Annotated in this window: 20 protein-coding genes and 1 pseudogene; 10 read left to right on the forward strand and 11 right to left on the reverse strand. The window is 75.4% G+C overall.

Annotated features, from left to right (window positions below; genetic code table 11):
• Positions 1-5: 5 nt before the first annotated feature.
• Positions 6-1,103, reverse strand: a complete 1,098-nt coding sequence (locus ACIQVD_RS18720) for a chemotaxis protein (RefSeq protein WP_400681222.1) — start codon at positions 1,101-1,103, stop codon at positions 6-8.
• Between the two features lie 195 nt (positions 1,104-1,298).
• Positions 1,299-1,754 carry a DUF2809 domain-containing protein gene (locus ACIQVD_RS18725; RefSeq protein WP_402290388.1) on the reverse strand — a complete coding sequence of 152 codons (456 nt, stop codon included), beginning with the start codon at positions 1,752-1,754 and terminating at the stop codon, positions 1,299-1,301.
• A 131-nt stretch (positions 1,755-1,885) separates the two neighbouring features.
• Here ACIQVD_RS18725 and ACIQVD_RS18730 point away from each other — a divergent pair, with 131 nt between their 5' ends.
• Complete coding sequence (locus tag ACIQVD_RS18730) at positions 1,886-2,410, forward strand: 2'-5' RNA ligase family protein (RefSeq protein ID WP_402290390.1); 525 nt, start codon at positions 1,886-1,888, stop codon at positions 2,408-2,410.
• Positions 2,411-2,454: 44 nt separating this feature from the next.
• Here the strand turns inward: ACIQVD_RS18730 and ACIQVD_RS18735 are convergent, their stop codons facing one another.
• Entirely contained in the window at positions 2,455-3,546 is a 1,092-nt protein-coding gene (locus tag ACIQVD_RS18735; RefSeq protein ID WP_402290392.1) for an epoxide hydrolase family protein, read from the reverse strand.
• Positions 3,547-3,673: 127 nt separating this feature from the next.
• On the opposite strand from ACIQVD_RS18735, the gene ACIQVD_RS18740 reads away from it, so the two are divergent.
• Positions 3,674-4,147 (forward strand): MarR family winged helix-turn-helix transcriptional regulator, encoded by a 474-nt coding sequence (locus ACIQVD_RS18740; RefSeq protein ID WP_400681215.1) that lies wholly within the window; start codon positions 3,674-3,676, stop codon positions 4,145-4,147.
• 91 nt (positions 4,148-4,238) lie between these two features.
• On the opposite strand, the gene ACIQVD_RS18745 is transcribed toward ACIQVD_RS18740, so the two are convergent.
• Positions 4,239-4,916 (reverse strand): macro domain-containing protein, encoded by a 678-nt coding sequence (locus ACIQVD_RS18745; protein ID WP_400681212.1) that lies wholly within the window; start codon positions 4,914-4,916, stop codon positions 4,239-4,241.
• 164 nt (positions 4,917-5,080) lie between these two features.
• Here ACIQVD_RS18745 and ACIQVD_RS18750 point away from each other — a divergent pair, with 164 nt between their 5' ends.
• Positions 5,081-6,712 carry an ADP-ribosyltransferase domain-containing protein gene (locus ACIQVD_RS18750; protein ID WP_402290396.1) on the forward strand — a complete coding sequence of 544 codons (1,632 nt, stop codon included), beginning with the start codon at positions 5,081-5,083 and terminating at the stop codon, positions 6,710-6,712.
• 178 nt (positions 6,713-6,890) lie between these two features.
• Complete coding sequence (locus tag ACIQVD_RS18755) at positions 6,891-7,667, forward strand: methyltransferase domain-containing protein (RefSeq protein ID WP_400681206.1); 777 nt, start codon at positions 6,891-6,893, stop codon at positions 7,665-7,667.
• Between the two features lie 80 nt (positions 7,668-7,747).
• Here the strand turns inward: ACIQVD_RS18755 and ACIQVD_RS18760 are convergent, their stop codons facing one another.
• From ACIQVD_RS18760 to ACIQVD_RS18770, 3 genes are all read right to left on the reverse strand, one after another.
• A complete protein-coding gene (locus ACIQVD_RS18760) occupies positions 7,748-8,164 on the reverse strand; it encodes a winged helix-turn-helix domain-containing protein (protein WP_402290399.1) in 417 nt (138 codons plus the stop codon).
• Positions 8,161-8,901, reverse strand: coding sequence for a hypothetical protein (locus ACIQVD_RS18765; protein ID WP_402290402.1), 741 nt, complete (start codon positions 8,899-8,901; stop codon positions 8,161-8,163). Before ACIQVD_RS18765 ends, ACIQVD_RS18760 begins: the two co-directional genes overlap by 4 nt.
• 153 nt (positions 8,902-9,054) lie before the next feature.
• Entirely contained in the window at positions 9,055-9,456 is a 402-nt protein-coding gene (locus tag ACIQVD_RS18770; RefSeq protein ID WP_100834468.1) for a TIGR03618 family F420-dependent PPOX class oxidoreductase, read from the reverse strand.
• Positions 9,457-9,688: 232 nt separating this feature from the next.
• On the opposite strand from ACIQVD_RS18770, the gene ACIQVD_RS18775 reads away from it, so the two are divergent.
• The 5 genes from ACIQVD_RS18775 (at position 9,689) to ACIQVD_RS18795 (ending at position 13,982) form a co-directional block, all read left to right on the forward strand.
• On the forward strand, positions 9,689-11,164 hold the full coding sequence (locus ACIQVD_RS18775; protein ID WP_402290653.1) for a DUF2252 domain-containing protein: 1,476 nt from the start codon (positions 9,689-9,691) through the stop codon (positions 11,162-11,164).
• A gap of 57 nt (positions 11,165-11,221) precedes the next feature.
• Positions 11,222-11,728: a GNAT family N-acetyltransferase gene (locus tag ACIQVD_RS18780; protein ID WP_400681199.1), complete on the forward strand. Its 507-nt coding sequence runs from the start codon at positions 11,222-11,224 to the stop codon at positions 11,726-11,728.
• A gap of 80 nt (positions 11,729-11,808) precedes the next feature.
• Complete coding sequence (locus tag ACIQVD_RS18785; RefSeq protein WP_400681193.1) at positions 11,809-12,231, forward strand: RidA family protein; 423 nt, start codon at positions 11,809-11,811, stop codon at positions 12,229-12,231.
• A gap of 267 nt (positions 12,232-12,498) precedes the next feature.
• Positions 12,499-13,749 (forward strand): cytochrome P450, encoded by a 1,251-nt coding sequence (locus ACIQVD_RS18790; protein WP_400681190.1) that lies wholly within the window; start codon positions 12,499-12,501, stop codon positions 13,747-13,749.
• Positions 13,746-13,982, forward strand: coding sequence for a ferredoxin (locus ACIQVD_RS18795; RefSeq protein WP_111554634.1), 237 nt, complete (start codon positions 13,746-13,748; stop codon positions 13,980-13,982). The genes ACIQVD_RS18790 and ACIQVD_RS18795 overlap by 4 nt, the downstream gene beginning before the upstream one ends.
• A gap of 111 nt (positions 13,983-14,093) precedes the next feature.
• Here ACIQVD_RS18795 and ACIQVD_RS18800 read toward each other — a convergent pair whose 3' ends face one another.
• Positions 14,094-14,582 carry a GNAT family N-acetyltransferase gene (locus ACIQVD_RS18800; RefSeq protein WP_402290408.1) on the reverse strand — a complete coding sequence of 163 codons (489 nt, stop codon included), beginning with the start codon at positions 14,580-14,582 and terminating at the stop codon, positions 14,094-14,096.
• Positions 14,583-14,766: 184 nt separating this feature from the next.
• Here ACIQVD_RS18800 and ACIQVD_RS18805 point away from each other — a divergent pair, with 184 nt between their 5' ends.
• Positions 14,767-15,036: a hypothetical protein gene (locus tag ACIQVD_RS18805; RefSeq protein WP_400681184.1), complete on the forward strand. Its 270-nt coding sequence runs from the start codon at positions 14,767-14,769 to the stop codon at positions 15,034-15,036.
• Between the two features lie 19 nt (positions 15,037-15,055).
• Here the strand turns inward: ACIQVD_RS18805 and ACIQVD_RS18810 are convergent, their stop codons facing one another.
• From ACIQVD_RS18810 to ACIQVD_RS18820, 3 genes and pseudogenes are all read right to left on the reverse strand, one after another.
• Positions 15,056-16,105: a LacI family DNA-binding transcriptional regulator gene (locus ACIQVD_RS18810; RefSeq protein WP_100834475.1), complete on the reverse strand. Its 1,050-nt coding sequence runs from the start codon at positions 16,103-16,105 to the stop codon at positions 15,056-15,058.
• Positions 16,106-16,260: 155 nt separating this feature from the next.
• Positions 16,261-16,854 carry a hypothetical protein gene (locus ACIQVD_RS18815; protein ID WP_402290412.1) on the reverse strand — a complete coding sequence of 198 codons (594 nt, stop codon included), beginning with the start codon at positions 16,852-16,854 and terminating at the stop codon, positions 16,261-16,263.
• 102 nt (positions 16,855-16,956) lie between these two features.
• Positions 16,957-17,835, reverse strand: a pseudogene (locus ACIQVD_RS18820) (DUF1996 domain-containing protein); the annotation flags it as partial.
• Between the last annotated feature and the right edge of the window lie 26 nt (positions 17,836-17,861).

Here is a 17,861-nt window from a genome sequence, read left to right on the forward strand (position 1 = left end):
TCGGCTCAGTAGCGCAGGTCGGCAGCGATCCGTCCGGCGTCGGAGAGGGTGCCGTCGGGGACGAAGCTGACGGTGGCGCCGGTGTCGAGGACGCGTTCGATGACCTCGTCGACGATGTCCTCGCGGGAGCCGGGCTCGCCCTCCTCGGCCGGGACCAGGTGGTCGCCGTCGTCGCGGACGGTGGTGCGGAAGTTCTCCTCGACCACCAGCAGGGCGATCCGGCCCTCGGCGGCGGTCTGCCAGACCTCGTCGAGCCCGGCGGCGAACGCCTGCCGGCCGCGGGCCTTGTCGAGGCGGGCCAGGGCCTCGGTGATCTCCTGGTCGGCGTGCGCGCGCAGGGCGGGCTCGACCACCTGGCGGACGGTCTCGGCGTTGCCCTGGGCGAGGCCGCCGTGCGGGATCTGCGAGGTGGTGGCCTTGGCGATCGGGCCGACGGCGTCCAGCAGGGCGAGCGCGGGGGCGTCGCCGACCACGTACAGCGGGCGGGGGTCGGCGGCGAGCACCTTGCCGATCGCCGTGTCGGCCTGGCGGAGGAAGGTCTTGGTCTCCTCGTCCTGGAAGGTGCTGGGGGTGTCGCCGATCCGCTCCTGGCGCTCGGGATCGGGGTTGTCGTAGACCCGGACCAGCGGGAAGCCGTGGGAGGTCTCCTCGGTGACGCGCTCCTTGTCGCCGCCCCACAGGACCACCCGGTCGGCGGCGACCGCGAGCACCCAGTAGGGGCGTTCGGCGATCTGCGAGGCGACCAGGTTGCGGGTGAGGAAGGTGTCGGAGAGGACCACCCGGGCGGGGGCGGTACGGCCGAGTGACCAGACCTGGTGCTCGCCGGGCGCGACGAGGATCGCCAGGCCGTCCTCGGCGTGCACCAGGTCGACCTCGGCGAGCGCCCGGTCGAGCTGCTCCAGGACGTCGATCCGGTCGGCGCGCGAGACGTCGGGGTCGGCCTGGACCTTCTCCTTCGCCTCGGCCAGCAGGTTGCGCAGCCGGACCGGGTCCTGCCCGTTGTCCGGCTCGCGGCGGTGCGTGGGCATCAGGATGGACACCGCCGGATAGGAGCGGGGCCGGCGCAGCTCGGCGAGGACGGCGGGGCTGAGGGCGGGGTGCATGGAGACCCTTTCCGAAGGCGGCTCGGCCTTCTGTGCGTGGACGCGCGAAGCCTGGTTCTGCTCCCGAATGTCCCAAATGTACTCATTTGCCTGCGCGAGCGGCGACCCGCCGGACCGCCCACCGCCCCGTTCAGCCCCCTGCCCCGCCCCGCCCCGCGGCCGCCCGCCGTTCTGACGCCCCGTCCCCCGGGCTCTTCACCGCTCCGGACGGGCCCGGTCGCGCGGCGTGCGGCGGCCCGGCAGGGGGCGGGCGGAGCGGCGGACGGCTCGGCGGACGGCCAGGTGGGCGGCGAGCGCGACGGCCGCGCCGAGGGCGTAGCCGAGCAGGTCGGAGGCGTCGAAGGTGGTGCCGAGGACGAGTCGGGCGAGGCGGCTGCGGCGTCCGAGGTCGGCGGGCAGGCCGGTGAGCTGGAAGAGTTCCACCGCCCAGCTCGCGGCGAGCGCGGCGGCGCCGGCGCTCCGCGGGCCGAGGCGGGGCGCGGCGGCCATCAGCAGGATGTACAGCAGCGCGGTGTACAGCGCCCCGCCGAGCAGCGCGGCCGCCCGGGCCGGTGCCAGGCCGGGCGCGACCAGGCCGGACGCCAGCACCGCGACCGCCCCCGCCAGCCACCCGGCCCGGGCCCGCCACTCCCCCGGTTCCCTTGTCCCCACTCCCGCCGCCCCCTCCCGACTCCGCTCCCGTCCCGGCCCGGCCCTCTCGTGCGGGGCGGTGGCCCGGGTCCGCCCAGCCCATCACACGGGGTGGGTGCGGGCGGCGGCGGGGCCGGTCCTACGGTGGGGGCATGCGGACCATCGAGTTGACCTGCGATCCGGCGTTCGACCGGGCGGTGCGGACGGTGTGGCGGGAGTTGGCCGACGGCGGGGTGGACTCGCTCGCGGACAACCCGCACCCGACGCACCGCCCGCACCTGACCCTGGCGGCGTGCGGCGCGATCGCGCCGGAGCGGCTCGCGGAGATCGGCGAACTCCTGGGCGGAGCGCTGCCGTTGGAGGTGCGCCTGTCGGGTCTGCTGTCGTTCAGCGCGCGCAGCCGCCGCCGGGTGCTGGCCTGGGGCGTGGTCCCGGGCCCGGCGCTGATCGACCTGCACCGCGAGGTGTGGCGGCTGCTGGCGGACGCCCCCGACCCCAACCCGCTCTACCTGCCAGGCCGTTGGATGCCACACCTGGGCCTGACCCGCCGGGTCGAGCCGGACGGCCTGGCGCTGGCGCACCGCCTGCTGGGCCGCCACCCGGACCTGACCGGGGTCTTCGACGCGGCCCGCACCTTCGACGCCGAGGGCCAGCTGACCGCGCCGCTGCCCGGCTGAGCCGACGCGCGGTCAACTCCCTTTGGCCACATGGCCGTTCTCTTCTACCGCGCCAGGGCCGCCGCCAGCGCGGTGAAGAACTCCCGGACGTCGCGGGCGAACAGCTCGGGCACCTCCATCGCGGCGAAGTGGCCGCCGCGGTCGAACTCCGACCAGTGCCGGACGTCGTAGCGCCGTTCGACCAGCGGGCGCACGGCCAGGGTGATGTCGTGCGCGAAGACCGCGACGCCGAGCGGCACCGGGCAGGGCGTGCCGCCGCGCGGGGTCTCCCGGGTGAGGCGGGCGGAGGAGGCGGCGGTGGCGGTCAGCCAGTAGAGCGAGACGTCGGTGAGCAGGCGTTCGTCGTCCACGGGGGTGGCCGGGTCGGTCCACTGGGCGAACCGTTCGGCGATCCAGGCGAGTTGGCCGACCGGGGAGTCGGTGAGCGCGTAGCCGAGGGTCTGCGGGGTGGCGGCCTGGAGGGCCTGGTACGGGGGCCGGTTGGCCTGGAGGTGGCGGACCCGGTCGAGTCGGGCCTCGTCGGCGGCGGACAGCGGGCCGGCCTCCGGGTCGGGCGGCAGCGGCTGGTAGGTGACGTGCACGCCGACCACCCGCTCGGGGGCGTGCGCGCCGAGGGCGGTGGAGATGCCCGCGCCGAAGTCGCCGCCCTGGGCGCCGTAGCGCCGGTAGCCGAGGCGCTCCATGAGGGCGGCCCAGGCGCGGGCGACCCGGGGGACGTCCCAGCCGCGTTCGGTGGTGGGCCCGGAGAAGCCGAAGCCGGGGATGGACGGGACCACCAGGTGGAAGTCGCGGCGCAGCGGTTCGAGGACGTCCAGGAACTCCAGGAAGGAGCCGGGCCAGCCGTGGGTGAGGATCAGCGGGAGGGCGTCCGGGCGGTCGGCGCGCAGGTGCAGGAAGTGGATCCGCTGGCCGTCGATCTCGGTGGTGTACTGCGGCAGTTCGTTGATCCGGGCCTCGTGGGCGCGCCAGTCGTAGCGGGTGCGCCAGTGTTCGGCGAGCTGCCGGAGGCGGGCCAGCGGGAAGCCGTAGTCCCAGCCGGCGCCGTCGATCTCGTTGGGCCAGCGGGTGCGGGCGAGGCGGTCGGCGAGGTCGTCGAGGTCGGCCTGCGGGACGTGGATGCGGAAGGGCTCGATCACCGGGTTCCCCCTGGGGTGCGGCGGGTTCGGGTGCGGTGGGCGGCGCGTTCGTTAGCGCCATAAACGTTCGTCGCACTAACGAAGGTAGACTGTTAGTGGCACTAACGCAACAGTGGAGGACCCGCCCATGAGCCCCGCCCCCGAGGAAGCCACCCCCGAACGGCTGCGCGCCATCCCCAGCCGCCTGCTGGCCGGGGCCGCCGCGGCCGCCGACCGGCTGGTGGCCGAGCGGCTGGCCGCCGAGGGCGCCCGCAAGTGGCACTTCGCGGCCCTGGTCGCGCTCGCCGAGACCGGCCCCGTCAGCCAGGCCGAGCTCAGCCGCCGCACCGGCATCTACCGCAGCGACCTGGTCGCCGTGCTGAACGAACTCGCCGACGCCGGCTTCCTGGTCCGCGACCCCGACCCGGTCGACCGGCGCCGCAACGTCATCACGCTCACCCCGGCCGGCCGGGCCCGGCTGCACCGGCTGGACGCCCTGGTCGACGCCGCCCAGCAGGACCTGCTCGCCCCGCTCACCCCCCACCAGCGCGCAGAACTCACCGCCCTGCTGGCCCGGTTGACCTCGTACCACCGCCCCGCGCACGAGGCCGACCACGGCTGAGCCGCCGCCCCTCCGAGCCGAGAGCCGGGGCGGCCGGGGCACGGGAAGCACCGGGAGCTCCGCAGCGCGCCGGGGCGGCCGGGGGCGTGCGTCAGCTCCGGCGCGCGCTCCGGGCCGGGACGGCGAGGCGGACCGGCCGTTCGACGGGGGCGGCGAGCAGGTCGTCCAGCTGGCCGGTGACGGTGGCGCGCAGTTCGTCGTCGTCGGTGAACTCGTGGTCCTGGAAGAGCGAGTGGCCGGTCCACATCAGGTTGGCGCAGATCCGGGCCGGGACCCGGCCGGTCTGCGCGCCGAGGCCGACCAGGGCGACCGAGGCGATGCTGCCGGGGGTGGCGGCGTTCTGCCGGTGGACGGCCTGGAAGGCGGCGGCGCAGGCCAGCGCGACGTTCAGGGTCTGGCTGACGTCCTGGCCGGAGGTGCGCATGGTGGGGGTGGAGATCAGGAAGCGGGGCACGGCCGCGCCGGAGGGCACGCACACCGCGCTGCCGACCCTCAGCTCGCCGCCGTGGCCGTCCCGGACGGCGCGCTGGACGCGCAGCTGGATGCCCGCGCCGAGGTGCCGCTTGATCACGGCGTCCAGCCCGCCGTCCATCCGGCCGCGGGAGTTGGTGGGGGTCACCCAGGCGTCGACGTCCACGTCCAGGATCGAGCCGGTGCGGACCTCGACGCCGGGGGTGTCGGCGAACGCGGCGCGCCAGGCGGCCACCACGTCGGGGTTGAGGTCGGTCAGCACCACGCGCAGCGGCTCGGGGGCGTGCTTGACGGTCATGCGGGCGAACTCCGTTCGGCCGGGGGCTCGTTGTCGGTTCCGACCCTATCGGCGGGCACCGACAGCCCCGGGCTGACGGTCTGTCGGCGGCCCGGTCTAACGTGATCTTCCGTTCGCGTCCCCCGCGTCCCTGCCGCCCCCCTCGCCTTCGTTGGAGCACCGTCATGGCCGAGTCCACCCCGCCCCCCGCCGCCCCGGACGACCCGCTGGCGCTCGCCGAGCTGTTCGCGGGCGGCGGCGAGGACTGGCTGCCGGTGCTGGGGCCGGTGATCGCGCGGCACCCGGACGCGGCCTCGTTCATCGGGCCGGGCCGCCCGCAGGACGTGGTGCCGGTGCGGGAGTTGACGTTCCAGGCGCTGAAGCCGAACCCGCCGGGGAAGTGGAAGGTCGTGGTGTTCGGGCAGAACCCGTACCCGCGGTCGGAGAGCGCGACCGGCATCGCGATGTTCGACAACACCTTCCACGACTGGAAGGACAGCCAGTTCGGCCGGGTGGTGAGCATCCGCTGCATCATCAAGGCCGCGGCGATGTGGAAGTACGGCATCCCGAAGAAGACCCCGATCGCCGACCTGCGGGCGCTGCTGGCCCAGCACGGCACCGTGCAGCCGCCGGAGTGGTTCCAGGCGATGCTGACCCAGGGCGTGCTGCTGCTGAACGCGGCGCTGACCGCGAGCAGTGACGGTTCGACCGGCCCGGCGGCGCACACCGGGTTCTGGAAGCCGGTGGTGGAGAAGGTCGTGGAGGAGGTGCTGCGGGCCAAGCAGGAGGGCCCGGAGGAGGACCGCGGCGTGGTGTTCGCCTGGTGGGGGGCGCACGCGCGGGCGCTGAGGACGGTGGTGCGGCGGCTGGAGGGGAAGTACCCGGACGTGCGGGTGGAGCACATCGACCACCCGAACCCCGCCGCGCAGGGCGACGTCTTCTGCGACGGCGCGCACTTCGCGGCGGTGAACGCGGCACTGGAGGGCCTGGGCGCGGACCCGGTGGACTGGCTGCCGAGCACCGGCTGGCAGGCCGCGGCGGCGGCCGAGGGCCGCACCGACGCGGGCACCGCCTCCCGGATGGGCGCGTTCATCGCCTCCACCATGGAGCTGCACCAGCTGTACCTGGAGCGGCTCGCCTCGGTGAAGGACGAGGGTCTCGAACTCCCGCCCGTCACCGGGGTGTTCGACCTGGAGCGGATGGGGTTCCGGGAGGCGGTGGAGCCGGTGGCGGCGCTGCTGCGCGGGCTGGAGCGGTACGTCGGGACGGCGCACGAGTTCGGCAAGCGGTACGCGGACGCGAGGGCCGGGGCGGGCGCGGGCACGGGCGCGCTGGACGCGGAGGCGGTCGCGGCGCTGCACCTGTACACCTGCGAGTCGTCGTTCTACCGGGAGCTGAACGCGGCGCTGCGGCACCCGGACCGGGCCGGGCTGACCCCGTACCTGCCGTACCTGCGGCTGCTGTTCGACGCGGTGGACCGGCTGCCGGCCCGCCCGGAGCCGCTGTGGCGCGGCGTGGCGCTGGACCTGCGGGCGCAGTACCCGCTGGGGCGGACGGTCACCTGGTGGGGCGTGTCCTCGTGCACCTCGCGTCCGGCGGTGGCCCGTTCGTTCCTGGGCAGCCGGGGCCGGCGCACGCTGTTCGAGGTGCGTCCGGCCCGGGCGGTGGGCATCCGGGAGTTCTCGGCGTTCACCGAGGAGGAGGAGTTCATCCTGCTGCCCGGCACCCGGCTGACCGTCACGGACGTGGTCGCGGAGCGCGGCGGGCTGTGCACGGTGACGCTCACCGAGTCGGCGGAGCGGCCGCTGGTGTCCTGACCGGGCGGCCCGCGGCGTGCGCCGGGCCGGGGTCCGCCGCGGCGTCGCGGGCCGGTGCTCCCGGCGTCGCGGCCGGGGCGGCGTGGTGCGCCCCCCGGCCCGGCGTACGCCCCTTGTCCTGCCCCGTGCCGTCCCCGGGATCTTCCCTGACGGGGGCAGGTTTGATTGACTGCGCGTCATGACCTCCCGTGTGTTCGAGTCCGTGCCGCCCGATCCGATCGCCTACCTGGACCGGCTGGCCGTCTCCGAACTCGGCCGGGAGTACAAATCGGTGATGCTGGCGGCGCTGGCGGTGGAGCGCGGGCAGACGGTGGTCGACCTCGGGTGCGGCCCGGGCACCGACCTGCCCGCGCTGGCCGAGGCCGCCGGGCCGGAGGGCACCGTCCTGGGCGTGGACCACGACCTGGCGGCCGTGGACACCGCCGCCGAGCGGACCGCCCACCTGCTCCAGGTCGGCGTCCGGCTCGGCGACCTGCACGAACTCCCGCTGGCGGACGCGAGCTGCGACCGGGCCCGGACCGATCGGGTGCTCCAGCACGTCGCCGACCCGGGCCTGGCCCTGCGCGAGGCCCGCCGGGTGCTGCGGCCGGGCGGCCTGCTGGTGCTGGGCGAGCCGGACTGGGGCACCCTGACCGTCGACCACCCGGACCCCGCGCTGACCGCCGCCTACACCCGGTACGTCACCGACCAGGCGGTGCGCAACGCCCGGATCGGCAGCCAGCTCCCGCGCCTGGCCGCCGACTCCGGCCTCGACGTGGTGGACGTCCGCCCGCTCACCCCGGTCTTCCGCGAGGTCTCCACCGCCGACCGCGTCCTGGGCCTGCAACGCGTCACCCGCCGGGCCGTGGCCGCCGGCTACTTCTCCCCCGACGACGCCGACCGCTGGCTCACCCACCTCGCCACCGGCACCTTTCTGGCAGCCGTCACCTTCCACGTGGTCACCGCCCGGGCCTGAGACCGAGGGCCCGCCCGGGCCCGGGGTCCGGCTGTGGACCGCCGCGGCGGTCCGCTCCGGCGGGCCGCTCCGGCGGGGGCTCAGCTCCCGCCCGCGGCCTCGATCTCCCGGATCAGGCGCTTGAGTTGGGCGACCTCCTCGCGCAGGGCCTGTTCGCCCTCGGGGGTGAGGGTGACCCAGGTCCGGGGGCGGCGGCCCTCGTAGCCCTTCTCGATGGCGACCAGCCCGGCCTTCTCCAGCACGGTGAGGTGCTGGCCGAGGTTTCCGGCCGTCAGGTCGAGGGTGGTGCGCAGGAAGCCGAACTCGGCGCGCCGGGCCTGGTGGGCGACGGTGAGGATGCCGAGGCGGATGCGCTGGTGGACGGTGTCGTCGAGGGCCTTGGCGGGGTGCTGGTCGGCGGCCTCCCCCGATCCCGCGTCGGCCCCCGCGTCGGCCCCCGTGTCGGCCCCGGCACCGACTCCGGCTCCGGCTCCGGGACGGGTTCCGGCCGGGCTCACGCGTCGGCCTGCGGGCGGGCGCGGCGGGTGGCGAGGCCGAACAGGAGCGCCCCGGCGAGCAGGTAGAGCGCGGGGAGGGCCAGCCGGGACGCGCCGGACCAGAGACCGGCGGCCAGGCCCCACCAGCCGGAGGTGACGGGGGCGAGTTCGAGCAGCAGGTAGCCGAGGGCGAACAGCAGCAGGGCGCGGCTGCGTTCGATCCGGGCCAGCACCAGCAGCGGCACGCCGATCGCGGCGGCCCCGCCGAGGAACTGCTGGAGCAGCAGGGTGCCGCGCGCGTTCGCGGCCAGGTGCCGGCCCCAGAGCTCCAGGTCGGCGCCCGGCCCGGGCTGGGAGGCGCCCCACCAGGTGGTGGCGGTCAGCGCGACGACGGCGGCCAGCCCGGCCAGCACGTACGGGCGGACGGGGGTGCCGACGCCGCGGCGGCGGGAGCGGTGCAGGTACCACCAGGCGGTGGCGGCGTAGGCGGCCAGCAGGCCGACCGTCCAGTAGAGGGGCGAGCCCTGTCGCATCGCGGCGCAGAGCCCGCCGGGGGCGGCCGGGCCGCCGGGGCAGGGGACGGTCTCGCGCCGGAAGGTGAGCCGGTCGACCAGGATTCCGCCGGTGGTGAGCAGGCCGAACAGCAGCAGCGGGATCCACGCGTCGCGCTGGACCGCCCGCACCCGGCGGGTCAACTCGCCGAGGCCGGACAGGACTTCACGAGGGGTGCCGGGCAGCGGCACCGAGGCGTCTGTCATGCAGCAAGCTTTGCATCACAGACCTGTTGCCGCAAGAGAGTCGGCGCGACCGGCCGCCTCTCGTCCTTGGCGACCGGGCGACCGGGCGACCCCGCGGCCCGGCGGCCCCTCAAGCCCGGCAGGACCGCCAGGACCGCCAGGACCCGCGACCCGTCAGGCCCGGCCCAGGGCGCGGTCGACGGCGATCTCGATCACCACCCGCTCGGGGTTCTCCCGGGGCTGCCGGTAGCGCTCGGTGTAGCGGCGCTCGGCGTCGGCGACGGAGGCGGCGTCCTGCCGGATCACGGCCCGGCCCTCCAGGGTGGCCCAGCGGGCCCGGTCGACCTGGCAGAGCGCGACCCGCTGCCCGGCCTCGCCCGCGGCGAGCACGTTGCGGACCTTGCGGCTGTCCCCGCTGCTGATCACCCGGGCGGTGCCGGTCTCCGGGTCGAAGGTCGCGCCGACCGGGACGACGTGCGGGGTGCCGTCGGGGCGCAGCGTGGTGAGGGTGCACAGGTGGCGTTCGCGCCAGAAGTCGAGGTAGGCCGGGTCGAGGTGGTGGATGTCGTGTGCCATGTCGGCATGCTACGGGCGGCCCCGCCGGGCCCGGTGGACGGACCCGCCCGCGTCCGGACCGGCCCGGCCGGGTAGCGTCACCGCTGGTGGGGGCGGTCCCCGCCGCGGTCGGAGGGGAGTGCGGGTGTCGGCGGTGGAGGCGTGGGCGGAGGATCCGGCGGCTTCGGAGGCCCCGGGGGCCCCGGGGGTGGCGGACCGGCTCGGGGGCCCGGCAGGTGCGGGGCCGGTGGCGGTGGTGGAACTGCCGTCTCGGTCCCGGGAGTTCGCGGTGGAGGGCTTCGCGGGGGACGCCTCCGCAGTGCCCGCCCGCCCGTCGGCGGTGCTGCTGGAGCTGGACGCGGTCGCGCGCGGGGAGGGTCCGAAGCGGCGCGGCAAGCTGCTGCGCGAGCGGGTACCGCTGGAGTCGCACGCGCGGCTGGTGCTGTCGGCGTCCCGGCCGGAGGTGGTCGCGGCGGTGGAGTCGGCGAACGCGGGACGGCTGGCGCACCTGGTGCCGCTGCGGGTGGGCCGGATGGCGGCGTCGCCGTTCGCGTTCCTGCGCGGTTCGGCGGGCCTGATGGCGCACGACCTGGCGACCACGCCGGTCAGCGGTGTGGCCGCGCAGCTGTGCGGGGACGCGCACGCCGCCAACTTCGGCCTGTACGGGGACGCCCGGGGCCGGCTGGCGCTGGACCTGAACGACTTCGACGAGACGGTCTCCGGCCCGTGGGAGTGGGACCTCAAGCGGCTGGCGGCCAGCCTGGTGCTCGCGGGCCGGCAGGCCGGGGCGGACGAGTCCGCCTGCCGGCAGGCGGCGTTCGACGCGGCGGCGACCTACCGGCGGACGGTGCGGCGGCTGGCGAAGCTCCCGGCGCTGGACGCCTGGAACGCCTGGGACGCCATCGCGGACCACCAGTTGGTGGAGTTCGCGGGTGCGCACGAGCTGAGCGAGCTGCTGGCGGCGGTCTCGGCGAAGGCGCTGCGCAACACCGGGGCGAAGTTCGCGGCGCGCTCCACCGTCCTTACCGGGGACGGGGGTTGGCGGTTCGTCGCGGCGCCGCCGATCCTCAGCGAGGTGACGGACAGTCAGGCCGAGCTGGTGGCGGGGTCGTTGGCGTCCTACCGGCATACCGTTCCGGCGGAGCTGCACCCGCTGCTGGCCCGGTTCCGGGTGCAGGACGTGGCGTTCCGGGTGGTGGGCACCGGCAGCGTCGGCACCCGCTCGTACGTGGTGCTGCTCACCGACCGCCGGGGCGGGCCGCTGGTGCTGCAGGTGAAGGAGGCCCGGGCGTCGGTGCTGCTGCCGCACCTGGTGCGGGCCGGGTTCCCGGTGCCGCCGGAGGGCGGGCACGAGGGGCGGCGGGTGGTGCTCGGGCAGAAGCGGATGCAGGTGGTGTCCGATCCGCTGATGGGCTGGACCAGTGTCGCCGGACTCCCCTACCAGGTACGGCAGTTCCGCAACCGCAAGGGCAGTGTCGACCCGGCCGCGCTGTCGCCCGCCCAGCTCGACGACTACGGCCGCCTCACCGGCGCCCTGCTGGCCCGCGCCCACGCCCACACCGCGGACGCCGCGCTGATCGCCGGTTACTGCGGCAAGGACGACCGCCTGGACGACGCCGTCGCCCGGTTCGCGGTCGCCTACGCCGACCGGTCGGAGGCCGACCACGCGGCCCTGCTCGCCGCGATCCGCACCGGCCGCCTCGCCGCGGAGCCCGCGCCGGGCGCGTGAACCGGCCGCCGGGGTGGCGGCGATCACGGCGGTCCCACGTGTGCGCACAATGGAGGCATGCGCATACGTGAGGCCCGGGCCGGGGAACTGCCGCTGCTCCAGGAGATCGAGCGGGCGGCCGGACGCTGCTTCCGCGAGGTCGGCATGGACGTGATCGCGGACGACGAGCCGCTCTCGGTCGAGGAGTTGACGGCGTTCCTGGACGCGGGCCCGGCCCTGGTCGCGGTGGACGGCGCCGACCGCCCGGTCGGCTACCTGATCGCCGAGCGGATCGACGGCGCGCTGCACGTCGAGCAGGTCTCGGTGCACCCCGCGTACGCCCGCCGGGGCATCGGGCGCGACCTGCTGGAGCACCTGGCCGCGCTGGCCGCCGCCGAGGGGCTCCCGGCGCTGACCCTCACCACCTTCGCCGAGGTGCCGTGGAACGCCCCGTACTACGCCCGCTGCGGTTTCCGCCCGGTGCCACCGGACGCGCTCGGGCCGGGCCTGCGCGAGGTCCGGGCCCGCGAGGCGGCCCACGGCCTGGACCGGTGGCCGCGCCTGGTGATGCGCCGCGACCTCTGACGCCCCCGCCCGGGTGCGCGGCGGCCGTGGGCGGGGAAACTCCGGTGCGCCCGGAGCGGGGGTGGGTGAGGATGACCGCCATGAGCACTTCTCACCTCACCCACATCACCGAGCCGCCGGGCGTCGCCCCCGGCACGGGCTACACCCAGGTGGTCACCGGGACGGGCCGGCTGGTCCAGGTCTCCGGGCAGGTCGCGTTCGACGAGCGGGGCGACCTGGTCGGCCCGGGCGATCCGGCGGCGCAGGCCCGGCAGGTGTTCGAGAACCTGCGGCGCTGCCTGGCGGCGGCCGGGGCCGACTTCTCGGACGTCGTGAAGTTCACCGTGTTCGTCACCGACGTGGCGTACCTGCCCGCGATCCGCGAGGTCCGGGACGAGTACGTCGACACCGCGCGGCCCCCGGCGAGTTCGGCCGTCCAGGTCGCGGCGCTGTTCCGGCCGGAGGTGCTGATCGAGATCGAGGCCCTGGCCGTCGTCGCCGACCGAGCCGCCGCCACCGGCTGAGCGACCGTCACCGGCCGAGCCACCAGCTCCCGCCGTGGGCCGGGGACAGGGACCCCCGGCTCCCGGCTCCCGGACCCGCCCCCCCCGGACCCGGCCCCCGCTCCGCACCAACATCCGCTCCTCGAACACCAGTTGGAGGATCTCCGGGTCCGGCGGTGGCTGATTTGCGTTCTACTCCCGAGCGGGGTCGGCCGCATACGGTCGGGGGACGAGGAGCCGCCGCCCGGTGGCGTCCTCGGCCCGTGCAGGTGCCTTGCAGGAGGACGGATGACCACCGACGCGACCACCGACGCGACCGCCGCCACCACCGGAGCCCCCGGCACGCCGCCGCTGGTGCCGCTGCACTGCCTGCTGCGGGCCGAGGCCGGCCCGCCCCGGCTGGCCGCGCTGCCGACCGGGACGCCGGTGTGGGTGCTGACCCGGCACGCGGACGTCCGGCAGGCCCTCGCCCACCCGGACCTGGGCCGGGCCACGCTGTACGCGCCGGACGCGCCGCCGACCACCCTGACGCCGAACATCCTGGACGACCCGTCCTCGATCCTGAACAGCGACGGGCCCGACCACCAGGCGATCCGCCGCACCGTGCAGCGCGCGTTCACGCCGCGGGCGATCGAGCGCTGGCGGCCCTGGGTGGACGGGGTGGTGCGGGAGCTGGTGGACGGCCTGGTCGCCTCGGGGTCGCCGGTCGAGGTGATCGGGGCGCTCACCAAGCCGCTGCCGGTACGGGTGATCAGCCGGCTGATGGAGCTGGAGGGGCTGGACACCGAGCGGCTCGGCTACTGGAGCGACCACGCGCTGTCCACCACGGCGTACGGCGCCGAGGAGATCCGGGCCGCGATCGAGGAGTTCGGCGCGTTCGGGCAGCAGTTGGTGCAGGAGCGGCGCGAGAACCCGGGCGAGGACCTGGTCAGCTCGCTGGTGCTGGCCGCCGACCGGACCGGCGGCATGACCGAGCGGCAGATCACCTCGCTCACCATCGGGCTGGTGATCGCCGGGCACGAGACCACCATGACCAGTTTCGGCAACGCCCTGGTCTACCTGCTCGACCCCGAGCGCGCCGAGCAGCCGGAGCACGCCGGGGCCTGGCGGCGGATCGGCACCGACCCGGCGGCGGCGGTCGCCGCGACCGAGCAGATCCTGCGCACCGTCCCGCTCGGCGACCGCACCAACGCGCCGGGCGCGCTCCGCCGGGCGACGGCCGACCTGGAGATCGGCGGCGTGACCATCCCGGCGGGCGCGATCATCGCCGCCGACACCACGGCCGCCAACGCCGACCCGGAGGTCTACCCGCCGGGCCCGCTCGACCTGTTCGCCCCGCTCGGCACCCCGTCGCTGACCTTCGGCGCCGGTCCGCACCACTGCCTGGGCGCCTGGCTGGCCCGGATGGAGCTCGAACTGGGCCTGCACCACCTCGCCCGCGCCCTGCCCGAGCTGCGCCTGGCCACCCCGGTCGACCGGATCGAGTGGCGCACCGGCCTGCTCACCCGCAGCCCGCTGCGCCTGGAGGTGACCTGGTGAGCGACGCCCCGCAGCTGGTCGTGACGGTCGACCGGGTCCGCTGCATCGGCAGCGGCCTGTGCGCCCGCACCGCCCCCGCCGACCTCGCCCTGGCCCCCGACGGCCGGGCCACCCCGGTCCGGCCGTCCACCGCGGGCTCCGAGCAGCTCACCGAGGCCGCCGAGATGTGCCCGGTCGAGGCCATCACCGTCCGCGACGCCACCACCGGAGACCTGGTCGCCCCCGCCTGGTGACCCGCCGTCGGCCCCCGCGCACCACCGGTCGCCGCACCAACGGTCGGCACGGCGCGCGGGGCCGACGCGGCGCGCGGGGCCGACGCGGCGCGCGGGGCCGGGCGGCGGCCCTCAGCGTCCTTCCGGGCGCGGTCCGAGTGCCAGTTCGCCGACCCGCTGGTCGCCGCTGGTCTCCCCGGTGGGGCGGAAGCCCAGGCGCAGGTAGAAGCGCTCGGGGCCGTCCTCGCCGACGTGCCAGGTGGTGGTGAGCCGGGTGCCGCCGCGTTCGCGGATCTCGGCGGCCACCGCCTCGACCGCGAAGCGCCCGTAGTCGCGGCCCTGTTCGCCCGCCGCGATGGTGAGCCGCCACAGGCCCGAGCGGAGGTCGGCACCGGTGCCGTCACCCGCGAAGTCGATGCCGAAGAAGGCCATCAGGAACCCGACCGCGCGGTCGCCGTCCAGGATCAGCCGCGGCCGGGCCACCCCGGGGTGGACGTACGCCTCGGCGAGCGACTTCACCACCGGCGCCACCAGGTGCTCCTGTTCCGGCCGGACCTTCAGGGCGAGCGCGGTGTCGAGGTTGGCGGCGGTGACCGCTTCCAGCCGGAGTGTGCTTGTCATACGGAAACCGTCATCAGCCGATCAACCGATTTCCCGCCCCGCCCCGGAACGGCACGGCACGGCACGGCACGGCACGGAACCGCCCAGCCCGGAACGGCTCGGCCCGGAACCGCCCGGCCGCCCGGGCAAAACCTTGGTCAAACCCCCTGGACAGCAGGTATTTCCCGCTGCCATCCTCACCGCCGTGCTGATCTTCGTCATCCTGGCCCTGTTCCCGCTCGGTTTCTTCCTCTTCGGCCTCGCCCTGTTCACGGACTTCCGCGGCGTCGCCACCCACTACACCGCCCGCAACCGCGCGGTCGTCGAGGAGATGGCCCGCAACGGCCAGGACGCGCGCGCGTTCCTGGTGCTCGGCAACAACCGCCGGATGGGCCCGCTGCTGATGGTGCTGAGCGCCGGGGCGGTCGCCTTCATCGTCTTCCAGATGATCAGGATCGCGCAGGACGGCGGCTGACCGCGCGCCAGTCTCCCGTTCAGGCGGACTGGCGCTCGATCAGGGTCGGTTCGAACAGGACGGTGGTGGCGGCGCGGCCGGGTCGGGCCAGGTGGTCGAGCAGGACGCGGGTCATCTCGGCGGCCATCTCCTCGACCGGCTGGCGCACGGTGGTCAGGTGGGGGCGGCCGGCCGTCGCGGCGGAGGAGTCGTCGAAGCCGATCACCGCGATGTCCTCGGGGACGCGGCGGCGCTGCTCGGCCAGGACGGCCAGCGCGCCCTGGGCCATCAGGTCGTTGGCGGCGAAGACGCCGTCCAGGTCGGGGTAGCGGCGCAGCAGCGAGGTCATCGCGCGCTCGCCGTCCTCGCGGGTGAAGTCGCCTTCGACGTGCGGGAGTTGGTGGATGCCGTGGTCGGCCATCGCCTCCCGGAAGCCGGACAGCCGGTCGCGGGCGGCGCGGACGCCGAGCGGGCCGGAGATGGCGGCGACCCGGCGGCGGCCGCGGGCGGTGAGGTGGTCGGCGGCGATCCGGCCGCCCTCGCGGTTGTCGAGGTCGACGCAGGAGAGCGAGAGCGGCGTCGGGGGGCGGCCGAACAGGACGGTGGGGATGCCGGCGGCGAGCAGTTGGGCGGGCAGCGGGTCGCGGCTGTGGGTGGAGACCACCATCGCGCCGTCGGCGTTGCCCTGCCGGAGGTAGGTGAGCGCCTTGTCGCGGGCCTCGCCGCTGTCGGCGAGCATCAGGACGGGGTGCAGGTCGAGCGGGCGCAGGCCGGTGAAGACGCCGCTGACGACGCGTCCGAAGAACGGGTCGGAGAAGATCTCGCCGCCGACGTGGTGGTCGGGGGTCTCGGGGGCGTCGCTGCCGGAGATCACCAGGGCGAGGGCGCCGGTGCGCCGGGTCACCAGGGAGCGGGCGGCGCTGTTGGGGACGTAGCCGGTGCGGGCGATGGCCTGGCGGACGGCTTCCTGGATGGCGGGGTCGACGTTGCGGACGCCGTTGATGACGCGGGAGACGGTGGCACGGGAGACGCCCGCGACCCGCGCCACGTCCTCCAGGGTGGTGGCGCGCTTGAGGGCTTCGCTGCTCATGAGGCCCTTTATAGCACGCTCGGAGAGCGCTCTCCCAACACGTTCCGAAGCGTGATCCGCGCCCCGGCCCGCCGGGTGCTCCGGCGCGCGCTGCGGCCCGCGGCCGGGGGCGGTCCCCCGGTCGCGTCCGGTCGGCAGCGGGCGTCCGCGTCCGGTCACGAACTGTGCTCCTTCCAGCAGATCATGACGGTGGTGGCGGTCATCACGGCGACGTCGGCCCGGCTGCGCGGGGGCGTGCCGAAGGTCTCGGGCAGCTTGGCGACGTCGACGGTGAGCACGAAGCCGTCCTTGCGGACCACGGTGGTGCCGTCGGCGCGCTTGTAGGCGGCCTCGCCGAGGCCGTTGAGGTCGGTGACGGCCCCGGCGCTGCCGCGCAGCCCGTCGTACTGGGCGAGCGCGGTGGCGGGGTCGGGGAGTTCCTTGACCGAGAGCGTCATGCTGCCGGCGGGGTAGTGGTACTCGCAGCTGTAGACGCGCTTCTCCCAGCTGGGGGCGAGCGGCCGGTCGATGTCGGTGCCGAGGGCGCCGGCGAGTTCCTGCCGGAAGTACGGGTTGCAGATCATCGAGGTGGCGTCGGAGGGCCGGTCGGACGCGGCGGCCCCGGCGGAGGCTCCCGCGGCGGCGGCCGCGGACGGGCTCGCGGGCGCGCCCGTGGCGGGGGGCGCGGCGTCGGAGCCGGGGCTGCCGGCTGTTCCACAGCCGACGGCGGTGAGCAGCAGGAGCAGCGCGGCGGTGCGGCGAAGCCTCATCGGTGGTCCTCCGTGGGGGTGGTGCGCGGGCCGGCCCCGCCGCCGGACGTGGGGGTCCGTGGCGGCGGGGCCGGTGTCGCGCGTTCGGGCTACGGCTCGGTGCTACGGCAGAAGGTACTGCTCGTTGAGCGCGGCGCCCTTACCGGGCTGGTTCTCGTCGTAGCCGCGGGCGTTGCACTGGAGACCGCCGACGATGCAGTGGTTGACCAGTGCGGCCAGGGTCGGCGCGTCCCAGGCGTTGAAGAAGTCGTAGTGGAAGGAGAAGCCCCGTCCGCTGGAGAGGTGGAGCTGGGCGAGGTTGTTCAGGTTGGCCGGGAAGGCCATCTTGAACTCGATCATCGGCAGCGCGACCGGGTGGTCGGCGGGGCAGACCCCGTCGATCGGGTAGGCCATGTGGCTCTTGTGGTCGGGCGTGTCGAGGTACAGGCCGTTCCAGCAACTGGGCGCCTGGAAGCGGATGTTGAGCGCGCCGCCGCCGGGGCAGCTGGTGGGCAGGTCGGAGGTGTGGTAGCTGGTGCCGCACTCCCAGCCGGCCACGTACCCGGGGTGGGTGGTGAAGTCGGTGGCGCTGTCGTTGGGGCTGGCGACCAGGAACCGCAGGCCGGGCGGGAACGGCCGGACGGCGGTGTAGTCGTTGATCGCGCTCTTGTAGTAGATGGTCTGGAGGCCGACCGGGTCGACGGGGGTGTTCCCGTCGTACATGGTGGGCATCCAGTAGCCGGACTTGTCGCCGGGGGCGATGCAGGTGGTGCCGCCGGCCTGCAGCGAGGCGAGCGTGGAGTTGGCGTTGGTGGTGGTGTTGCCCATGAAGGTGTGCATGTGCGAGGCACCGGACTGGCCGGGGAAGACGATCGGGTCGTCCGGCAGGTCGTGGTTGGCGGTGCAGTTCGCCTGGAACTCGTGGAAGTAGGCGTGCGGCGGGTTCCCGGTGGCCGGGGTGGCGCCGGTGACCTGGGGGTTGGCCAGGACGTAGCCGTTGCCGGGCGTGGTGACCTGCCCGTAGACCT

The sequence above is a fragment of the Kitasatospora sp. NPDC090308 genome (genome assembly GCF_044769485.1).
GTDB lineage: Bacteria > Actinomycetota > Actinomycetes > Streptomycetales > Streptomycetaceae > Kitasatospora > Kitasatospora fiedleri.